The sequence below is a fragment of the Bdellovibrio bacteriovorus HD100 genome (assembly GCF_000196175.1).
GTDB classification, from domain to species: Bacteria; Bdellovibrionota; Bdellovibrionia; order Bdellovibrionales; family Bdellovibrionaceae; genus Bdellovibrio; species Bdellovibrio bacteriovorus.
In genome coordinates this window covers 2,803,543-2,821,215 of sequence record NC_005363.1, presented here as the reverse complement: position 1 = coordinate 2,821,215, position 17,673 = coordinate 2,803,543, and the positions used below count along the sequence as shown (strand labels likewise).

At 51.2% G+C, this 17,673-nt stretch carries 18 protein-coding genes and 1 tRNA gene; 8 read left to right on the top strand and 11 right to left on the bottom strand.

From position 1 onward, the window contains the following. Positions 1 to 5: 5 nt before the first annotated feature. The 4 genes from BD_RS13325 (at position 6) to BD_RS13310 (ending at position 4,371) form a co-directional block, all read left to right on the top strand. Positions 6 to 956 carry a hypothetical protein gene (locus BD_RS13325; RefSeq protein ID WP_011165291.1) on the top strand — a complete coding sequence of 317 codons (951 nt, stop codon included), beginning with the start codon at positions 6 to 8 and terminating at the stop codon, positions 954 to 956. A gap of 147 nt (positions 957 to 1,103) precedes the next feature. Then, entirely contained in the window at positions 1,104 to 1,298 is a 195-nt protein-coding gene (locus tag BD_RS13320; RefSeq protein ID WP_038450157.1) for a hypothetical protein, read from the top strand. 163 nt (positions 1,299 to 1,461) lie between these two features. After that, positions 1,462 to 2,994 (top strand): L,D-transpeptidase family protein, encoded by a 1,533-nt coding sequence (locus BD_RS13315; RefSeq protein ID WP_011165289.1) that lies wholly within the window; start codon positions 1,462 to 1,464, stop codon positions 2,992 to 2,994. A gap of 84 nt (positions 2,995 to 3,078) precedes the next feature. Beyond that, positions 3,079 to 4,371 (top strand): beta-sandwich domain-containing protein, encoded by a 1,293-nt coding sequence (locus tag BD_RS13310; RefSeq protein ID WP_226987827.1) that lies wholly within the window; start codon positions 3,079 to 3,081, stop codon positions 4,369 to 4,371. A gap of 75 nt (positions 4,372 to 4,446) precedes the next feature. Here the strand turns inward: BD_RS13310 and BD_RS13305 are convergent, their stop codons facing one another. Further along, positions 4,447 to 5,298 carry an SDR family oxidoreductase gene (locus BD_RS13305; RefSeq protein ID WP_011165287.1) on the bottom strand — a complete coding sequence of 284 codons (852 nt, stop codon included), beginning with the start codon at positions 5,296 to 5,298 and terminating at the stop codon, positions 4,447 to 4,449. A gap of 103 nt (positions 5,299 to 5,401) precedes the next feature. On the opposite strand from BD_RS13305, the gene BD_RS13300 reads away from it, so the two are divergent. Further along, entirely contained in the window at positions 5,402 to 6,292 is an 891-nt protein-coding gene (locus tag BD_RS13300; protein ID WP_011165286.1) for a LysR family transcriptional regulator, read from the top strand. Positions 6,293 to 6,338: 46 nt separating this feature from the next. On the opposite strand, the gene BD_RS13295 is transcribed toward BD_RS13300, so the two are convergent. After that, the gene (locus tag BD_RS13295; protein ID WP_011165285.1) at positions 6,339 to 6,719 is read right to left on the bottom strand and encodes a hypothetical protein; all 381 of its coding nucleotides are present in this window, start codon (positions 6,717 to 6,719) and stop codon (positions 6,339 to 6,341) included. 122 nt (positions 6,720 to 6,841) lie between these two features. Here BD_RS13295 and BD_RS13290 point away from each other — a divergent pair, with 122 nt between their 5' ends. Next, a complete protein-coding gene (locus BD_RS13290) occupies positions 6,842 to 7,654 on the top strand; it encodes a hypothetical protein (RefSeq protein ID WP_011165284.1) in 813 nt (270 codons plus the stop codon). Positions 7,655 to 7,657: 3 nt separating this feature from the next. On the opposite strand, the gene BD_RS13285 is transcribed toward BD_RS13290, so the two are convergent. Together BD_RS13285 and BD_RS13280 are read right to left on the bottom strand one after the other, a co-directional pair. Continuing rightward, positions 7,658 to 8,956 carry a hypothetical protein gene (locus tag BD_RS13285; protein ID WP_011165283.1) on the bottom strand — a complete coding sequence of 433 codons (1,299 nt, stop codon included), beginning with the start codon at positions 8,954 to 8,956 and terminating at the stop codon, positions 7,658 to 7,660. A gap of 12 nt (positions 8,957 to 8,968) precedes the next feature. Further along, complete coding sequence (locus tag BD_RS13280) at positions 8,969 to 9,469, bottom strand: fascin domain-containing protein (protein ID WP_038450143.1); 501 nt, start codon at positions 9,467 to 9,469, stop codon at positions 8,969 to 8,971. 134 nt (positions 9,470 to 9,603) lie between these two features. Between BD_RS13280 and pepT the strand changes: the two genes are divergently transcribed. Continuing rightward, positions 9,604 to 10,830 carry a peptidase T gene (pepT, locus tag BD_RS13275; RefSeq protein ID WP_041583608.1) on the top strand — a complete coding sequence of 409 codons (1,227 nt, stop codon included), beginning with the start codon at positions 9,604 to 9,606 and terminating at the stop codon, positions 10,828 to 10,830. Positions 10,831 to 11,021: 191 nt separating this feature from the next. Beyond that, a tRNA-Arg gene (locus BD_RS13270) sits at positions 11,022 to 11,098 on the top strand. 24 nt (positions 11,099 to 11,122) lie between these two features. Here BD_RS13270 and BD_RS17990 read toward each other — a convergent pair. The 7 genes from BD_RS17990 to BD_RS13235 form a co-directional block, all read right to left on the bottom strand. Next, positions 11,123 to 11,686 carry a flavodoxin domain-containing protein gene (locus BD_RS17990; RefSeq protein ID WP_011165280.1) on the bottom strand — a complete coding sequence of 188 codons (564 nt, stop codon included), beginning with the start codon at positions 11,684 to 11,686 and terminating at the stop codon, positions 11,123 to 11,125. Between the two features lie 168 nt (positions 11,687 to 11,854). Continuing rightward, positions 11,855 to 12,736, bottom strand: coding sequence for a hypothetical protein (locus tag BD_RS13260; RefSeq protein WP_157865717.1), 882 nt, complete (start codon positions 12,734 to 12,736; stop codon positions 11,855 to 11,857). A 197-nt stretch (positions 12,737 to 12,933) separates the two neighbouring features. After that, complete coding sequence (locus BD_RS13255) at positions 12,934 to 13,746, bottom strand: YihY/virulence factor BrkB family protein (protein WP_226987826.1); 813 nt, start codon at positions 13,744 to 13,746, stop codon at positions 12,934 to 12,936. After that, the gene (locus BD_RS13250) at positions 13,718 to 14,623 is read right to left on the bottom strand and encodes an MBL fold metallo-hydrolase (RefSeq protein ID WP_050792926.1); all 906 of its coding nucleotides are present in this window, start codon (positions 14,621 to 14,623) and stop codon (positions 13,718 to 13,720) included. The genes BD_RS13255 and BD_RS13250 overlap by 29 nt, the downstream gene beginning before the upstream one ends. Then, the gene (locus BD_RS13245) at positions 14,598 to 15,368 is read right to left on the bottom strand and encodes a lysophospholipid acyltransferase family protein (RefSeq protein ID WP_011165276.1); all 771 of its coding nucleotides are present in this window, start codon (positions 15,366 to 15,368) and stop codon (positions 14,598 to 14,600) included. The genes BD_RS13250 and BD_RS13245 overlap by 26 nt, the downstream gene beginning before the upstream one ends. After that, positions 15,365 to 16,309, bottom strand: a complete 945-nt coding sequence (locus BD_RS13240; protein ID WP_011165275.1) for a phosphatidate cytidylyltransferase — start codon at positions 16,307 to 16,309, stop codon at positions 15,365 to 15,367. The genes BD_RS13245 and BD_RS13240 overlap by 4 nt, the downstream gene beginning before the upstream one ends. After that, on the bottom strand, positions 16,309 to 17,667 hold the full coding sequence (locus tag BD_RS13235) for a sigma-54-dependent transcriptional regulator (protein ID WP_011165274.1): 1,359 nt from the start codon (positions 17,665 to 17,667) through the stop codon (positions 16,309 to 16,311). The genes BD_RS13240 and BD_RS13235 overlap by 1 nt, the downstream gene beginning before the upstream one ends. Positions 17,668 to 17,673 lie beyond the last annotated feature (6 nt).

Below are 17,673 nucleotides of genomic sequence, written 5' to 3'. Positions count from 1 at the left end.
GCCTCATGGCAAAACGCACAAGTATTAAAAAGCCGGTGTCTGAAACACAACAAGAGATCAATCAGTTCGTCAAGGATCTGCAAATCCTGGGTGAGCAGCCTGTGTCCCGAAAGCACACAAAAGTGCTGTTGGAAGACTATCCATTTGATGGCGCCATGCTCAATGCCAGCTCGGTGTATCGTAAAAGCCGCGAGCTTTATCTTTCCTTAGGGGGTGCTTTCACCGCCAGAGTGTGTTCGACCATGCGCTCGCTAAGTGCTCAGGATCTTTTCAAGGACAATATCGAGTTCACTCCGACAGCCGCCGAGCTTGTGTGGTTCCGGGATTTTCATCACGAGGTGGCAGATCCTCTGGATGAAATTCGATCCCTGATGCGTTTTAATGAAATCTCTCTTTTTCATGAGCAGAATCACCGCGTGATCTGGCGTCTGTTGCCTCCGGCACCGACGGAACAAAGGGACATCAGCCGCTACCTGAACTTTGCGGAAAGCCTGGTGGTCACCCTGGATCTGGCTTTGGGCGATCAGCTGGGTAAAAAACTATCTCCGGCTTATGAGCGCATGAAAGTCATTTATCGATCCGGCGGTGAAGATGCATGGATGAACAAGTCCAAGGCCGAATACCGCCAGTATCTGTTGGCGCTCTGTGTTTCCACTTACTATCTTTTGGAGATGATCAATCCCGAAGATATTCTTAAAGCCGTGGACTATGTTCTTCCAGGACAGAAGAAAATGAATAAGGACGCCGTTCGCCGCGGGCTTGAGCTGAGTGAACTTTTCACCCGGGTCACGAATCCTTTGTGGCAAGAGAGATACTGGCAGATGGCTTCTGCCAAGCTTCAGAATATGCATGCCGACTCAGAGGAAGATGCTCTGTATCTGCCCGAGGATCCGCTGGATATGGAAGAAAGTGAATTCTTCTTTGTGCGTAGAGTTTTTGATTACTACGGCCTTTGATCCGTCTCAAATCAAAGTATACTTTTAATTGGCTGCGCGTCTGGACCAGAGCGCAGTCCAGATCCTGTGACTTGTCAGATGTAATTCACTGAAATTGCTTGGCGACAGTTAGACTGAGAGGGCGTTCCTTTCCGTGAAGGGGTGAGAATGATCCGAAAGCTCAATCAACTGAAGAATCGTGTGGTGCAATTTTATGACTTCCTCAAGGCCATGGATGAAATGCCCATGCGCCGTCTGCTAGGGGACTTTTACGAGGAAAAAGAACCGCGCCGCAAGCCCGTTCCTCGAGAGACTAAAACCTCGGTGGAAGATCTGCGTCCACAGAAGAACTCCGAGCAATAACCTCGCTTCGGCCCGCATCTCGTGCTGAGCGCCACGCATCCATCAGTTGCCCCACTGATTTTGGGCAACTGACTCATATTCTCTTTAGCAACCAATAATAAAACGTTCAGAATCAAACGGCATCAATAGCCTATCAACTTGATCGTCCAAGGAGGGATACATCATGCGAGTGGCAGTGTCGTCACTGGTTCTTACTTTATTTATGCTTGTTTCCGCGACCGCAAGCGCAGCCGTTGACTATAGCTCGGCATTAAGCCAACTCAGTCTTTCGGAAATGCGCCAGGCCGCTTTGGGAATCTGGAAGCATGGTTTGAACCCGAAAATTTACTGGAATGATCGACTGGAAACTTTGTATCGCAACGGGGGGAATCTGGAAAAGACTCTGCGCCCTCAGGCCAACCAGGCGTTTTTGCGTATGTTGCGTGACCTGCAAATTGGCAGTGTCGATCCGGTGAATGCGGGTCGTGATGTAAAGCTGGTGCGAAGGGATTTTTTGACGCCCAAACAGTTTCAGATGATCGCATTGGCGGCGGGCAATAATGCCCAAAGCTTTGTGGATCTGGTGGCTCCGCAGAACGCTCCTTATATAGGTGTGCAGGCGGCGATCCAGAAGATTTATCCACACTGTATCGATGGCACCTGGCAGGACATTGTGCCGGTGACGACACCTTTGCGATTGTATTCGATTCATCCGGTGATTCGCGAGATCAAGAGCCGGCTGGCGCTGTTGGGATACACGATGAGGAACATGGATGATCGCTTTGATGGCGATCTGTTGAAGGCTGTGACAGATATTCAGTGGAATATGAGGATCCGACCGGATGGTGAAATTTCGCCCAAAGGCAAGGTCTGGTCTTTCCTGAGTGTGTCTTGCATGGACCGAGTGCGCCAGATTCAGGTGGACATGGAAAAGATGCGCTGGTTTCCACAGTATTTCGAGAAAAAGTACATCTTCGTGAATCTGGCGATGTCGTATTTCATTATGATGGATCAGTCGACCGACTGGCCCCGGGTGATGAGCTTCCGCACCATCAACGGACGCCCGGCGCGCAAGTCTCCGACGATGCGGGATGAAATCGTCAACGTGATCATCAATCCATTTTGGGTGGTGCCGCCGACGATTTTTTATGAGGACAAGGTCAACGATCTGAAGGATCTGACCAGTGAGCAGATTCGGGAGTACTTTGACTCCCACCATTATGAGGCGTGGGTTGGTGGCTTCCGCCGCAAGGTGGATCCGACCACGATTGACTGGAAGGGGATTGCGGCTGGTACGGTGGACCCGGATATTATCATCCGGCAGCTTCCACATCTGGGAAATGCCCTGGGGGTGTTGAAGTTTGATTTGACCAACAGCTTTGCGATTTATCTGCATGATACCAATCAGCGCGAGTTGTTTGATACGCCGATGCGCCAGCTCAGTTCCGGTTGTGTGCGCCTGGAAAAACCATTGGATCTGGCGGAATACCTTCTGGAGGACACTCCATGGGACCGTCAGACGATAGCTTCGATGATGGCCCGGCCTGGAGAGGTGGTGGCAAAACCCACCGAGATTCCGGTGCCGTCTTACAAGCGCATGCCGGTGTACACGGCCTATTTGACCTCGATGATGAATTCAGACGAAGTGGTGCGCTTTGTGGATGATATCTACGGACAGAACCCGGCTGTTCTGCGGCACTTGGATGGACGTTTTTAGATGTGAATACATGCTCCTGTGGGAGCAAAAAAGAAGCAGGAAAACTTAACAACGAAAAATCACAATAGTGAAAGGGGTTCGAAAATGTTACTGAGTAGAGTACTCTTGTTCGTTTTGGCAGGGGCGCAAATCAGCTTTGCGGCGCCCGAGGTTGGCACTAAGCCGGATCTTCCAAAGCCACCGGCACCGCCGTCTGAGCCGACTCCTCCTCCTGGTGAAACTCAGTATGAGGGCGTGGGGCGCATTGATCAGGTGACGCGGGAAAAAGGCGGGGACTTGTACCGTCTGGATTTGATCAAGACTTTGCCGCTGGTAAGAATCGAAGCAAAATCCAAACTGGGACGCTTGAAAATCTATTCTGTGTCACTGGTGACGGACAAGAACGAAAAAGTTCCGGTTCGTCAGTTGATGGGTGTGAATGTTGATGAGCCGATGGCGCCAATCAGCTCCGAAATCTTCCAGACAAAAACTGGAATCGTCGCGATCGAGGTTCTGGCTGAAGCCATGGGTGGTGAGGCCGCCCTGGAAATCAAAGCCTTCTCGACCAAAGAAGCGCCACGTCTGGCCCTGGGGTCCCGCATTCCGGCATTTTCCTGCAAGCGCAATCTTGATGCGCTCTTGAAAGACAAGCTGGATCCAGTGCAGTTGTGGGTGGGTCGTGCAGAAGCAGCAGCTCCAGGTTCAGTTCAGGAAAAGTTTGCAGGCAATCAGCTGCGTGATCAGGTGAAGGACTTTATCGCCACCATGAACACCGGCGGCACTTTCACATCCACGCCGTATATTCTGACTCTGATGAACTTCTTTGTTGATCAGTACAATGCGGTTCGTGGCGGCGGTGTATCCGAGCCAGCTTATAAGAGCCTTCTGACCGGAACCTATGACATGCTGATTGTAGCTATCCAGAATGAATTGCCGTGCAGAAAATTCCCAAGTGCGGAATTGATCAAAATGGCAATGGACTTCAGCAAAAAGCATCAGTCCATGCCTGCGGATGCCCGAGGTCGCACACTGTTTGCGACCATGATGGCCAAAGTGCGTGACTATGCGCCGGATCAGTATCGCAAAGAACTGGCGGCGGCCAACATGACCTTCAGAGAAGCGGACGCCGAGGGCACCAAGTACTACAAGATGTACGTGGGCAGCAAAGACGGTGATTTCCTGAAAGACACCAACAAGAATATGAGTGCTTACGCGTTCATGATCGCCGAGCAGGCCTTAAAGGTGGAAGTCAAAATGATGGACATCGAGCAGAAGTATCAGCTGATCGTCGAGTATCAGGCCAAATACAACTCGAACAACGAGTTCCCGCAGGCGGTGGCGATGCGCTACTTGAACATTCTGTCTGAAGAAACCTTTGGTCACCCAATGTTCTATTAACAGGTGTTGCAAGCAAAGATGATGAACAACCGGGACCTAAAGTCCCGGTTGTTCATTTTAATAACGGTCTCTTTTTTATTTCAACGCGGCGGCCAGTGTGACTGCCAGCGGTGTGGTCTTTCTGCCAATCAGCTGACTGAGTTCATGACTTTCATCGTACAGGCCCCCTTGCGCTGCCGCAGAGTCGGACTGTGCCAGAATCCCGGCGAATCCCTCAGGCAAACCCACTTGAATCAAGAAAGCTTTATAGTCGGCCTCGGAAAGGTTGTTGTATTTTACTTCCTTGCCGGACTGTTTGGAAATCTCCGCCGCCAGTTCCTTCAGGGAATAGCTGGTGTCACCAGCCAGCTCATAGACAGCTTTTGGATTTTGCAAGGTCAGCACTTGGGCCGCGGCTTCGGCGTAATCTTCACGCGAAGCCGAAGCAATGCGACCATCCTGAGCGGCGCCCAGAACGGCTCCATGCTCGACCGCGGACTTCGCCGAGCCGACATAGTTTTCTGTGTACCAGCCGTTTCGCAGCAGGGAATAGCGCAGGCCACTGGCCTGAATCATTTTTTCGGTTTCCTTGTGTTCCTGGCCCAGCACCAGTGGGGACGTGTCAGCACGTAGCAAGCTGGTGTAAACCAGAAGCTCGACGGTGCCGGCTTTTTTCGCGGCGTCAATCACGGCCTTGTGCTGCTGGATGCGGGAACCCACTTCGCTGCCAGAGATCAGCAGAACCTTTTGAATGCCCTTCAATGCTGCAGTCCAGGCTTCGGGATTGTTGTAGTCGGCTTCACGAACCTGAATGCCCAGGTCTTTCAGGTTTTGCGCTTTCTGCACATTGCGAACGGCGGCCGCAATTTCAGAGGCGGGAACTTTTTTAAGCAAAGATTGAATCACCAGTTGGCCCAGTTGGCCAGTAGCACCTGTAACGAGAATCATAGAAAACCCCTTTGGAAGTGTTTAGGTACGTTCTCAGTATAGTTTCTTGATTTGTTCAGATAAATAGCTTTGCTGGCAATACAATGTTTCATATATTGAAACAATGGATAGATTAACGGCAATACAGGTGTTTTTAGAGGTCGCCAAGACGGGCAGCTTTACCAAGGCGGCCGACAATCTGAATATGTCCCGGCCCATGGTCACGCGCTATGTGGGGATTTTGGAAGACTGGGTCGGCACCAGTTTGTTGCAAAGAACCACAAGGAACGTCTCATTAACTTCCAGTGGTGAAATGTACTTGGAAAAATGCCGGCAGATTCAGGACATCGCTTTTGATATCGAAGTGAACTCAAAATCTGCGTTGGATGAACCCAAAGGTGTGATTCGTGTCGCATCCAGTGTTTCCTTCGCTATGTCACAGTACCGCGAACTGATTGCCCCGTTCATGGAGCGTTATCCTCAAATCTCGATTGATTTTGTCGTCACCGACCGTCAGGTCAATCTGATTGAATCGAAAGTGGACTTCGCCATCCGCATCACCAACAGCCTGGATCCGGGAATTGTCTCAAAGCAATTGGGAGTCTGTCACAGCTGTCTGGTGGCCACACCCAAGTATTTGAAAGCCAAAGGCACCCCCCGCAAAGTGGAAGACCTGCGCAAGCACCGTCTGATGGCCCACGATCACTTTAAAAATTCAAAGCTTTCCTTAAGAAAAGGTGACCGCCAAGAAGAGCTTTCGTTCACCAGCGCCTTCAGTTCCAACGAAACACTTTTGTTGCTGGAGGCCGCCACGCAGGATCTGGGTATTACAATGATGCCCAGGTATCTGGTGCAGGATCATCTTAAGTCCAAGAGACTGGTCGAAGTTCTGTCTGATTGGAGTTTGCCGGAATTCGGCCTGCATATCGTTTTCACCAACCGAAAGTTCATTGCTCCGCAAGTGAGACTGTTCATTGACTATCTGTCGGCAGAGATAAAAAAGCAAAATTGGTAAGGGATTAAAGCCGGCCCCCGCAGGAACCGGCTTGTTTTATGTTCGGTCAGTCGACGCGCTCAACGCCACCCAGAGATTTGATACTGCGGACTTTGAGATAGTCACAGTCGAATTCTCCGGTCAGCTTAAGACGGATTTTTTGATCTTTTTCCGGCGAACGATAGTTGGAGCGGTCAAACTTGATCACCAGATCGGCAATATACTCTTGATTGTAGGACCCCGGTGTCATGACATCATAGGATGTCACTTCGATCTTGTCTTTTTTGCTCACAACAAAGTCGAAGCGGTTGGAGGTGTCCACGACATTGAAGTAAGCCTTGGTGATCTGGGCCACGCGGGCTTCACATGGAACCCCTTTGGTGTCAGTCAAGGCCCAGACATTTTGAGCAGAAAGCAGCAACCCCATTGCAATCATCATCTTTTTCATAGTGATTCCCCATGTATTGGATCCCCGCGGGGATCTGTTCGTTTTGATTGCTGAGTTTCTATCTCAATATGAGACGCCAGCGCATCTCTCAAATTTTTAGACATTCTACCGATAAGAGAAACATGGCTGAAACAGTCGGTGGAACCCTTAAATCAATCCGGAAAAAGATGGGCTATCTTAGTGCCCGTTCTTTCTATATGGCCCTGGAGGGCCGGGCCGACCTGGTTTTCAACTATTCCTATTACATGAAGATCGAAGGCGGGCAGATTGCTCCTTCGGACAAGGTGATCAATCAACTGGCGGTATTGCTGCCTCAGGCGGATGGCGATGAATTGGTTGCGGCCTATTGCCGTGAGCTTTTCCCCAAGCAGATGGACCGTATTATTTCCCCGAATGCGGCAGTGAGGCCGTTGTCCAGGGCCACGGGAAAAAATTCCATAAAAGGTTTCCAGCAGGAATTGACCGAACGACAGGTGTCCAAAGTGGGCAGGACTCGCGATCACTATTTTTTGTTTTTGCTTCTGACTTTGGCGCGGGCGCCATTGACCAGAGCACAGATCGAAGCCTATGGCTTTGTGGATCTTGGGACTGCTTTGCAGGACTTGCAGGACGTAAAGCTGCTGATGGAAGAGGGCGGCGCTTTCAGTGCGACCTTCCCGGAGTTTGTCTTCCCCAAAGCCAGCACGGAATCCATTAAAAAGATTTACGCCCTGCTGGATGTCTATGACCAGGAACGGGCGGCGTTTTTTAAGCTGGAGAAAGTCAAGCGCGGTTCGTTCTTCAAACGAATCTCCCCGCGCCAAAGTGATATCCTGCTGGCGCATCTTGAGCTGCTGTTTCAGACGATTCGCTCTGCGGACGAAGTCGATGTCAGCTATAATACCGAAGTGATTTCATTCAACGTCAATTTGCACAAAGGCCCCGTCAAAGGTTAGCGGTCACAGGCTCGGGGACCAGCCACCCCAGGACGGACAGTAGCGTGCGTGATCCGACGGGCCTCGCAGCACGCCCCAGCGGTATTCACCGCGCTCATTGGGGTTGTTCGAAAGCCAGCCTAAAAACAGCCGGCGTTTGAATTCGGCCATATCCATACTGCGACTGGCAAGATAGTTCACCACACAGACGGAATCTTCGGTGATGTTCTGAGCGGGCATCTGGCGGGCTTCGCTGGCGGGGCTTTGATTTATATAAGGAAAGATCTTTGCCAGTTGGTCCTTTTGTTCAGATGTCAGATCTCTGCCGGAATTGCGCTGCAGGATTTCCTTGTACGAGCGTCTAAGCAGCATCAGATCATCGAAAATGCGTTCATCCCGGCTGGGGGAGGAGTAAATGTCAAAGGCCTCATACGACATGCAAGAAGGGTATTGGCGTTTGTAAGACAGGGCTTCGTTGACATAGGAAACCCGGTCTTTAAAGCCCACGCAGACGTTGTCAACCAGGCGGCTGACCATTTCGGTGTCACCCTCTTGCTGGGTGGCCAGACGGGACTGCAGAGTCTTCGTCCATTTTTGCAATGAAATCTGGAACTGTTCGGTGCTGTAACCCGGAACTTCCCATACCGGTCGGTTCAGGCTTGCAATCGGACGCCAGGCGCGGAATCCCGCCCCGCTGGATGAACTGTAGTTCCCTTCAAAGACCCAGTTGGCATTGGGCCAGGACTTTCTTTCCTGCATTGTGAATCCAGAGTGGGACCCTACCACCGAGTTGTAAACAAGATAGGGAACTCCGACGGGCAGAATCTCTTTGACGGTCCAAGAGTGGTGGTTGACCGCGGTGGTCGCAAGAATCCCGCCAGAGCGGATCGTCTTGCGACTGATGGCAACTGGATAGGTGTCCCCGGGCAAAGACCGAGTGCTGGTGGTTTCATGCACATAAAGCAGGAAGCTGCGCACGCGTTCGATTTCGCGCAGCCGGTCCCAGCGGCTCATTTTGTTTGAGATCCGCGAACTGGAATAAGTCGGATCCTTAATGACAAAAGGCAGCCGGTGTTCATACGCAAAGATCAAGCGCATGGAATAAACAGCGTCGGCGCAATCCACGCGCAGGCCATAGTAGGGATTGGCCTGTCCGTTGGGCAAAAGCCTGCGTGAAAAGAAGTATCTGTTCCACTCACTTTTCACCCAGGCCGAGTATTGGTTTTCCCATTCTGCCGACCATTGGTTGGTGTCGGTCCAGACAGCCGCCTGTCCCGGTGAGCCGAGAAGGGCGATTGTGATCAATATCAAAATCAACTTCATGCTGGTGCTCCGTTATTGGCAGATAAAGCGGAATTTTTCCCAGTTTCTAATTTGGGTGGCATCGGTGTGTATTGTGTCGGTGATTCGTCCGCCACCACCCACGGCTGTCACATAGTGACCCGAGATGGTTTGAATCGCATAGGCTCCATACCCCAATGAGATCAGCTTGAACTTTTCCCAAGCCTGCAATTGTGTGGCGTCGGAATGGATTACATCAGTGATGCGACCGCCTCCTCCAACCGCTGTCAGGTAATAGCCTTTGGACGTTTTGATTCCATAGTTGATAACAGAGCTGCCATCGCACGAATCCACCAGGGTAAAGCGCTCCCACGAGCCCACCTTGGTCGCATCGGTGTGAATGACGTCGGTAATGCGCCCACCACCACCGACGGCAGTGACATAGTTACCGAGATAAGTTTTGATCACACATGAAATCGGGGCGTTGCAGGCCTGTGCTGAAGTCGCCGCCATACCCACAAACAAAAACACGGAAAGAATAAGTTTTGTTTTCATTGGCTTCTCCTTGGGTCATCCATGACCGCCAGGTTCTAGCTCATAGCAGGCCGAACGGGGTTTCAATATTTACCTGGGGAAAATGTCGAGATAATGCTTCGGCTCGGTCGAGTCCTGTGTCAAAATGGCGGCATATGAAACAAATTGAAAAACAACTGGTCGATCGTTTCTTTCGTTATCTGGCAGTCAGCTCACAAAGTGATGACAATGCCCTGGTTTTGCCCAGCACTCCGGGGCAGCAAAAGCTTGCGGAACTTCTTGCGCAGGAACTGAAAGACCTTGGTTTGCAGAATATTGTGGTTGATCAAAAAGCCACAGTCACAGCCGTGAAGCCGGGAACCAAAAAGGGCGGCCCGCGCATCGGTTTCATAACTCATATTGACACCGTGGATGTTGGACTGAGCCCGCATATTCATCCGCAGATTCTGAAATTCACCGGCGAAGATGTTTGTCTGAATAAAAAAGAGAACATCTATCTTAAAGTTTCTGAACACCCCGAGATTCTTCCGTACCAGGGGCAGGACATTATCTTCAGCGATGGCACCAGTGTTCTGGGGGCTGACAACAAAGCCGCCGTCAGTGTGGTGATGACCTTGCTGGCGAACCTGCGTAAGGACCAGCAGTATGGCGACATCGTGGTGGCCTTTGTGCCCGATGAAGAAATTGGCCTGCTGGGGGCTAAAGCAATGGATCTGTCCCGGTTTGATGTGGACTTTGCCTACACCATTGATTGCTGTGAATTGGGTGAGGTGGTTTATGAAAACTTCAACGCCGCGACGGCTGACATGACTTTCACCGGAGTGACCGCTCATCCGATGTCGGCCAAAGGTGTTCTGGTAAATCCGATTCTGATGGCTCAGGATTTTATGGGACTTTTTGATCGAGCTGAAACGCCGGAAAACACCGCCGGTCGTGAGGGGTATATCTGGTTTAACGGGATGATGGCGACTCAACAGGAAGCCAAACTGACGGCATCCATTCGGGACTTCGATCTGAACTCGTTTGCGAGACGAAAAGAGCAGATGCAAAAGGCCACGGAATCGATTCAAGCCAAGTACCCGACAGCCCGGGTGCAACTGAAGATCACCGACACCTACAGCAATATCAGTTCAGCGATCGGCGAGGACCGCCGTGCGATTGATCTGATTTTTGCGGGACTAAAGGAAATCGGCGTAGAACCCAAAGTCATCCCCATGCGTGGCGGGACGGATGGGGCGGCACTTTCCGCGAAGGGAATTTTGACTCCGAATTTCTTCACCGGCGCTTTGAATTTTCACTCCAAATACGAGTTCCTGCCAATTCCTTCCTTTGTGAAGTCCTATGAACTGGCGGAAAAAATCTGTCTGTTGGCGGCTCGCTGATCAGAAAAGAAGAATTCTTGGGTTTTGGCTTAAGCTATTGATATTTCTATAAAATTAGAAATTAGCGCAAAGCCCTTGTCGGGCCTTGTTGGATGGGGGGAAAGTATTCCCCACAGTCCGAAAGCCCAAAGAAGTGCTTGAAAACACGGGGTAAAACCCCTATAAAGGAACCTCACTTCAAGTGAGACCGTGGTTCCGTAGCTCAGCTGGATAGAGCATCTCCCTTCTAAGGAGAGGGTCGTACGTTCGAGTCGTACCGGAATCACCATTTTCATCATCTCAGCTTCCTGTATTAAAATACGAGATTCATATTCATGGGTTCTTCGTTTTGTATTGCGAGAACATCGTCGGCAAATTGGGAAACCTCTTTCCAATCTGTGTATTCGTAGTCCCGGTTCCAATCCGTGTCAGCGCCAGATCGTTTCGCGATGGTGTGCATGATTCTTTTTGTGAACCATCCGTAGCGCGAATAATTCAGCGCTCCGGCAAAGATCGCCCACTTCTTTGGCAGCCAATTTGTTTTGCGGAAGAAGCCTTGCACGATTCTGGCTTCACTTCTTTGGACGGTTTGATCCTTCTGCATAACCCCCAAACAAACCGAAAAGAACGCAGTCGGTTTGATATTTAAATCACCGGAATGATTTCTTACCCATTTGCTTAAAGCCCGAGGATAGCCATTGGCATAGACGGGGCCTCCGACAATGATAGTTCGATAGTGAGACAGGTCTGTGCTCTTGGCGTGAGCCTCCAGAAGGTCCACACTGTGTCCGCGAGCTTTCATTTTATCGGCAATGAAGCGAGAGATTTTTTCTGTTTGACCGTATTTTGATTCGTAGACGATGAGTATGCGCGCCATAAAAGCCCCCTTTCAAATTGGGTGAACTCAGTGGCTCCAAGTCTTCTTTTTTAGAATATTCAACCCAGCCCCTGGCGACCAGACTAGGATCTGCGTATTTTAACAAGGTTTTCGGATGAAATTAGGGCGCACATGGATAAATGTGGATATTGGGCCGGGTTGACGAGTTTAATCCACACACTGATTTTCTGCATCCACAGCGACTTCCTTTAAGTTTTTTCCCACGCAGGATTCAGCATCTCCATCATCGGCCCACTGAGCATCCCGAAATGCCCCGCTCGAGGAATCGTAAATGATAGTCATCGGTTTATCCCCATGCGGAGAGGAATAAGCAATCGAATTAGACAGTCCCTTTAAATTATCGCCAGCCCAGGAAAGCACCGCAACGCCACCCCAACGCGTTTTACAATATAATCTTTCTTTTGCCCAAGGACGATCGGCGTAAATAGCAGCTGCACATCGACGTTTGGGGTTGGAGTTGGTGGGTTGATTGGCCCCCGGAATTTGCACGGTGGTAGATCCACCTCCGGCCTGACAAGAAATGATTTTTTGAGTGGCTGGGTCTACGTTGAAGCCTATTGGGATGGTACGGGTAAGGGTTGAGGCTCCGGTGACGGCTCCGGTCTTGCGATAGGTCACGGCAATCTCACCAATTAGAAAGTCACTTGATATAGAAGAAATATCATTGCCTGCAGGATCTTTTTTGGGACGAACTTCGATTTTAGAAACGACGGTTCCATTGCATGCCCCCGCATTCTGCGGCAGCTGGCAGTCGGCATCCGTCAGGGATTTAACTAACGAAACACTGCCGCCGCTGGCCTGGGGAATTCTTAAATCCGTCAAAGAAAAGGAACTTTTGATCTCAGTGACTGTGCGCGAGGGAAGTGGAGTTCCGGCGGCATCCAGTAACAGGGCTTGTTCACAGGCCTCTTTCTTTGACATCGATAATTGAATTAGATTTGTAATCTGCTCGGCCTCAACAGCTTGGGTGATGGACCTGTTTGTTTTAAAGGCGCCTGCGAAAACATCAGCCAAACTCAAGGCGATCAAAGTCGTCAGCCCCAGCCCTATCAGAACCGTGATCAGAGTGTTTCCATCTGACTTCTTCAGCAGTTTCCACGGGTGATCTTTCATGGTCTAGATTTCGGTGCCTTTTGAGGTGGCCTTAATACCGCACTTTCCATTTTGCGTTCGCAAAGAAAAATGAACTATCGCGTGGCTGTTTCATTGTGGGGCGGGGATTTCCCTTAGGCCACGTGACGCTTTTGCAGGCTGGCGCACAAAGCGACGCCGCCCAGAATCACGTACCACAAGGTCAGAATCCATAGCAGTAACAGGGGCAGGGCCGCGAATGAGCCGTAAAGCTTGTTGTAAGCAAAGAACTTTTTAGCCAGAAGCACGTAGCCTTTGTGAACTCCGAACAGGGTCACAGAGGCTAACAATGAGCTGATGAACGCCGCCTTGGCGCGTACGCGCACATCCGGCACCATTTTGTAAACCAGGAACAGAGTCCCAACCAGCACCAGAGAGTTTGAAACTGTTGCTGGAATCACGCGGTGAACGAACTGAAACTGCTCCAAGGAAGTAAAGCCCACATAGATCGCAAGGAACACGGGGATCGCCAGGACAAGGCCCCAATGATAGATCAGGCGCTTGTAAAAGGGTCTGGTGTTACGCTGGTTCCACACGCGGTGAATGCCGACTTCCATGTCATGGATCAGACGGATGGATGTGATGAACAGGAACACGGCACCCGCAGTTCCAAGTTTGCCGGCGTTCACATTCTTTAAAACGACTTTCATCATTTTCGTGAAACCGCTGCCGGCAGCTTCCTTCATATTGGAAAGCAACAAAGCTTCGACTTTAGGGTAAAAGGCCTCAAGGCCCCCGATGGACTGAAAGGTCGCCAGAACAACGGCGATGAAAGGGACCAGGGCCAGAGCGGTTGAAAAAGACAGGGAGGCGGCCACCAGTTGCAGCTCGCCATCGCGCATCTGCTGGACGGTGTCCTTCAGTACGCTCCACAGTCTTTTAAAGCCAAAATCTCGTTTTAACGGCAAAGTCGTTTCCTTGTCTTTCGATCTGAGCAGCATCGCAGTAAGGATCGTGCTCAAAGAAAAGATACCATGATTGGTCGGCCGCTTCACCTAGATACTTTTGTTTTTCTTCGATCAGTGTCAGGGGGTGCAGGTCGTAACCCATCACCCACGGCAGTTTCACGTGAGTGCTGGTGGGAACCATGTCGCCACAGTAAAGCAAGGTCGTTGCGCCGTCGGTGACTTTCACCACCTGCTGCGCCTGGGTGTGGCCGTTGCTGATGATCGCGGAAATACCCGGCAGGAAGTTGTCTTTGGCGCCGTCCATGATGTTCAGAACACCCGCATCAAGCAACGGCTGAAAATTCGCAGCATAGTAGCTGGCTTTTTCGCGCACGTTGGGATGACTGGCGGTTTCAAGGTTGCCTTTTTGCACCCAGTATTTTGCATTCGGGAATGTCGGCACAAGCTTGCCATTTTTCTCGGTGGTGGCGCCGCCCGCATGATCAAAATGCAGGTGAGTCAGAATGACGTGGTGAACGTCTTCCGGCTTCAGGCCGTGGAAATCCAAGGACTTCAACAAAGAAGGTCCGTCAGAATGAATATTGAACAGGTCCGCAAATTTGCTGCCCATTTTTTCGCCGTACTTGGCGACAAAGTCGCCACCATTGCCGGTGTCGATCAGGATGTTGCAACCGGGGGACTTCAGCAGCAAACCGCGGGCTTCCATGGAAATGCGGTTCTTTTCATCCGGGGGATTGCTTCTTTCCCAAAGGACTTTGGGAACTGTGCCGAACATCGCACCACCATCCAGGCCGAAAAGGCCTGTGGGGATCGGGCACACTTCATAGGGCCCGATTTTCAGCTTCTTGTTTTCAATTTGAATCGTTGTCTGGCTCATGGGGTTTTTCCTCCACGGGAACGGCTGGGAAAGCATCTGGGTTGATTGTCAGAACCCAGCTCTTATAAGCAGCATACACCTCTTGGATCGGACCTGGGGGATGAACCGGACCTACGTGCAGGATCAGTTTTCCCGGGCGGGGCATGGATTGACCCTTGGGCCAAAGTTCCATCACGCCATCCAAATAGGTGAACAGCAATGGTGTTTGGGTGCGTTCCGAAAAAATAGAAACGCCCCGTTTAAATTCCTGAATCTTACCGTCTTTGGAGCGGGTGCCTTCCGGGAAGATGATCAGCCACATGCGTGGCAGCTCTGTCAGAAGTTTCAGAATCAGATTGATCGCCTCACCCTTACGGTCTTTGCGGTCAATCGGAATCGCACCCAGGCAGTGCTGGGAAAAGAACATGAACACCGGGTTGCTGAAGAAATAATCCTTCGCCGCCGCGATGTACAGATTCAGCCAGTAACGTCTTGGAATGGAGGCGGCGATGGACACCGCATCCAGGTGACTGGCGTGGTTGCTGATAATGATCAGTTTCGGCTGGGTTCTGTAAATTTCCGCAAACGGGGTGCCGCGGACTTCCAGGCGGATATAGAACTTGTACAGGATGTTCTTCAGGATCACAGACCACAGAAAACGCATGCACACACTGAACAGGTCAATGTGGCGGGTGAAAAGCGGCAGATGCTTCAGATAAGTGGGAAGCTTGGTCCACTGTTCGTTTTCGTAGTTCCAGTCCTTCATAGAATTACCGTCATCACGTAATAATAAATCGGGGCAACAAAGATCAGACGGTCCATGCGGTGAAGGAAGTCACCACGGCCGATGATGAACGGCCCCACGGTTTTCATGCCGGCATCACGACGAACCACCGTCATCAGGTAATCCCCGACGAAACCACCCATAGATGCAACCAAACCTGAAGCCAACCAGTACTTCTCAGAGCCATCCGGCAACAAGAAGCGCATACAGCCCGCCAGGAACAGCGTCAGCAGGGCTGACACAATGGTACTGCCGACGGTACGGCGTGGGTTGATGCCCGGGAACATTTTCCAGCCGCCAATATAACGGCTGACGGCCAAGTTGGTGTTGTCGCAGAACTCAGTCAGGATCACCAGGTACATCACCTGGAAAACGCCGTTCGGCATTTTCATAATCAAACCCAAGTGCATGAACGACCAGCCCAAGAAAATAAATGCCAGCAAGGTCAGGGATATATACTGAATCATGCGCTTGTAAGAGTTTTTCACCAAAGGCACCAGGCAGGAAAGCCCCAGCACCACCATTGGCATGGCATTATAGACATCCAGACGGTCATACCATGCACAGATACCCAATCCGATAATGCCGGCGTAACAAATCATCACGAAGTAACTGCGATGGAACATCCCCATGATCTGGAAGAAGATCTTCGCCCCCAGAATGGCCAGAGCGGTCAGGGCCACCAAGGGCCAAGGTTCCGGCATCCCCATGGCAAGGAACATCAGTGGCGCGGCAATCAGCCAGGATTTGATGCTGGCCCAGGATTGAACGAAGTAATAGTTCTTCTGACGGAAGAAAAAGACGATCAGGCCCGAAGCAAAGATGATCGACAGAACGATCAGAACTGTCTGGCGGTAAATGTGGTTTTCCCAGGCCGTTGGCATGGCAATGCGGATGGGAAGATCCAGAGCAAAAAAATCCATTACGAAGGTTCCTCTTCAATTTTGTAGTCTTTGATTTTCTTGTAAAGGCTGGAACGCGATATTTGCAAGACGCGCGCAGCCTCTTCAATGTCCGTGGTCTGTTTCAGGCAGGTCTTGATGGCGTGGGCTTCAAATTCCTCGACCAGATTGTTTAAACCTTTGTTGAAATCAATGACTGTGTAAGACGGGGCGCTGGGCGCAGTCGCTGCCGGCTTCAGCCAGGCCGCCACATCTTCGCCGCGAATAAAAGGCAGTGGCGAAGTCAGGCTTAGCTGTTCGCACACGCGTTTTAGCTCACGCACGTTTCCGGGCCAGTTGTACTTTTTCAAAGCTTCCAGTCCGTCTTCAGTGAAAGACTTGTTACGGCGCGGGCGTTCCGCATCCAGGAAGTGCGCGGCCAGTTCGTTGATGTCTTCAAGGCGGTCCCGCAGCGGAGTCAGCTGAATGCGCTGGGACGCCAGACGGTACAAAAGGTCTTCGCGGAATTCTCCGGCGGCGACCATTTTTTCCAGCGGTTTGTTGCTGGCCACGATCACGCGGGTTTTCACCTGTGTTGTTTCTTTCGCGCCGACTTTGCGAACTTCACCGGTTTCCAGGAAGCGCAAAAGTTTTGCCTGCTGGGTCAGAGGCAGAGCCTCGATTTCATCCAGGAACAAATCACCACCGTGGGCCGCTTCAGTCAGACCCACTTTATTTTGGTCCGCGCCCGTGAAGGCGCCTTTGATATGACCAAACATTTCGGATTCAAAAAGATTTTCGGGGATGCTGGCGACGTTCACCGCGATGAACGGGCGTTCGCCTTCTTGTTCATGCAGCAGGCGGGAAACAACTTCCTTACCGCAGCCGGTTTCACCCTCGATCAGAACAGGGCTGGTTTCACCCCGCAGATCGGCGATGCGTTTTTTGATTTTTTGTGAAGCTTGGGACGTTCCCACCCAACGCGTGGATTTGCGGTTGGCAGCAGGGTCCACACTGCGCAGATCCCACAGGGCTTCGATTTTTTCCAGCACCAGCAGAATTTCTTCCGGCATCAGGGGCTTGGCTAAAAATCTTTGGGCGCCGGCTTTCAGACAGCTTTCCATCAGGGGACGGCTCAGGTCCCCGGACATCGCGACGACTTCCAGTTGATTGTTGTGCTTGACCAGTTTTTCGATCACCGTCGGGCCCACGGCTTTGGTAGAGCCCGGCTCCAAATGCATATCGACGAAAGCCGCATGATAAAAACGCTCGTACTGAATGGCTTCCAAAGTGGGAGCTGAGAAAACCTTCCAATGGTTCGGCAGGGACAGCTTCAACGACTGATGAATCAGTGGATCATCATCGACGATAAGTAGAGAGAATACTCGAGTTGTTGCCATAGGACT

Coding starts and splice junctions, on each gene's coding strand:
- BD_RS13325 (WP_011165291.1), top strand. CDS start 6: ATGGCAAAACGCACAAGTATTAAAAAGCCGGTGTCTGAAACACAACAA.
- BD_RS13320 (WP_038450157.1), top strand. CDS start 1,104: ATGATCCGAAAGCTCAATCAACTGAAGAATCGTGTGGTGCAATTTTAT.
- BD_RS13315 (WP_011165289.1), top strand. CDS start 1,462: ATGCGAGTGGCAGTGTCGTCACTGGTTCTTACTTTATTTATGCTTGTT.
- BD_RS13310 (WP_226987827.1), top strand. CDS start 3,079: ATGTTACTGAGTAGAGTACTCTTGTTCGTTTTGGCAGGGGCGCAAATC.
- BD_RS13305 (WP_011165287.1), bottom strand. CDS start 5,298: ATGATTCTCGTTACAGGTGCTACTGGCCAACTGGGCCAACTGGTGATT.
- BD_RS13300 (WP_011165286.1), top strand. CDS start 5,402: ATGGATAGATTAACGGCAATACAGGTGTTTTTAGAGGTCGCCAAGACG.
- BD_RS13295 (WP_011165285.1), bottom strand. CDS start 6,719: ATGAAAAAGATGATGATTGCAATGGGGTTGCTGCTTTCTGCTCAAAAT.
- BD_RS13290 (WP_011165284.1), top strand. CDS start 6,842: ATGGCTGAAACAGTCGGTGGAACCCTTAAATCAATCCGGAAAAAGATG.
- BD_RS13285 (WP_011165283.1), bottom strand. CDS start 8,956: ATGAAGTTGATTTTGATATTGATCACAATCGCCCTTCTCGGCTCACCG.
- BD_RS13280 (WP_038450143.1), bottom strand. CDS start 9,469: ATGAAAACAAAACTTATTCTTTCCGTGTTTTTGTTTGTGGGTATGGCG.
- pepT (WP_041583608.1), top strand. CDS start 9,604: ATGAAACAAATTGAAAAACAACTGGTCGATCGTTTCTTTCGTTATCTG.
- BD_RS17990 (WP_011165280.1), bottom strand. CDS start 11,686: ATGGCGCGCATACTCATCGTCTACGAATCAAAATACGGTCAAACAGAA.
- BD_RS13250 (WP_050792926.1), bottom strand. CDS start 14,623: ATGAGCCAGACAACGATTCAAATTGAAAACAAGAAGCTGAAAATCGGG.
- BD_RS13245 (WP_011165276.1), bottom strand. CDS start 15,368: ATGAAGGACTGGAACTACGAAAACGAACAGTGGACCAAGCTTCCCACT.
- BD_RS13240 (WP_011165275.1), bottom strand. CDS start 16,309: ATGGATTTTTTTGCTCTGGATCTTCCCATCCGCATTGCCATGCCAACG.
- BD_RS13235 (WP_011165274.1), bottom strand. CDS start 17,667: ATGGCAACAACTCGAGTATTCTCTCTACTTATCGTCGATGATGATCCA.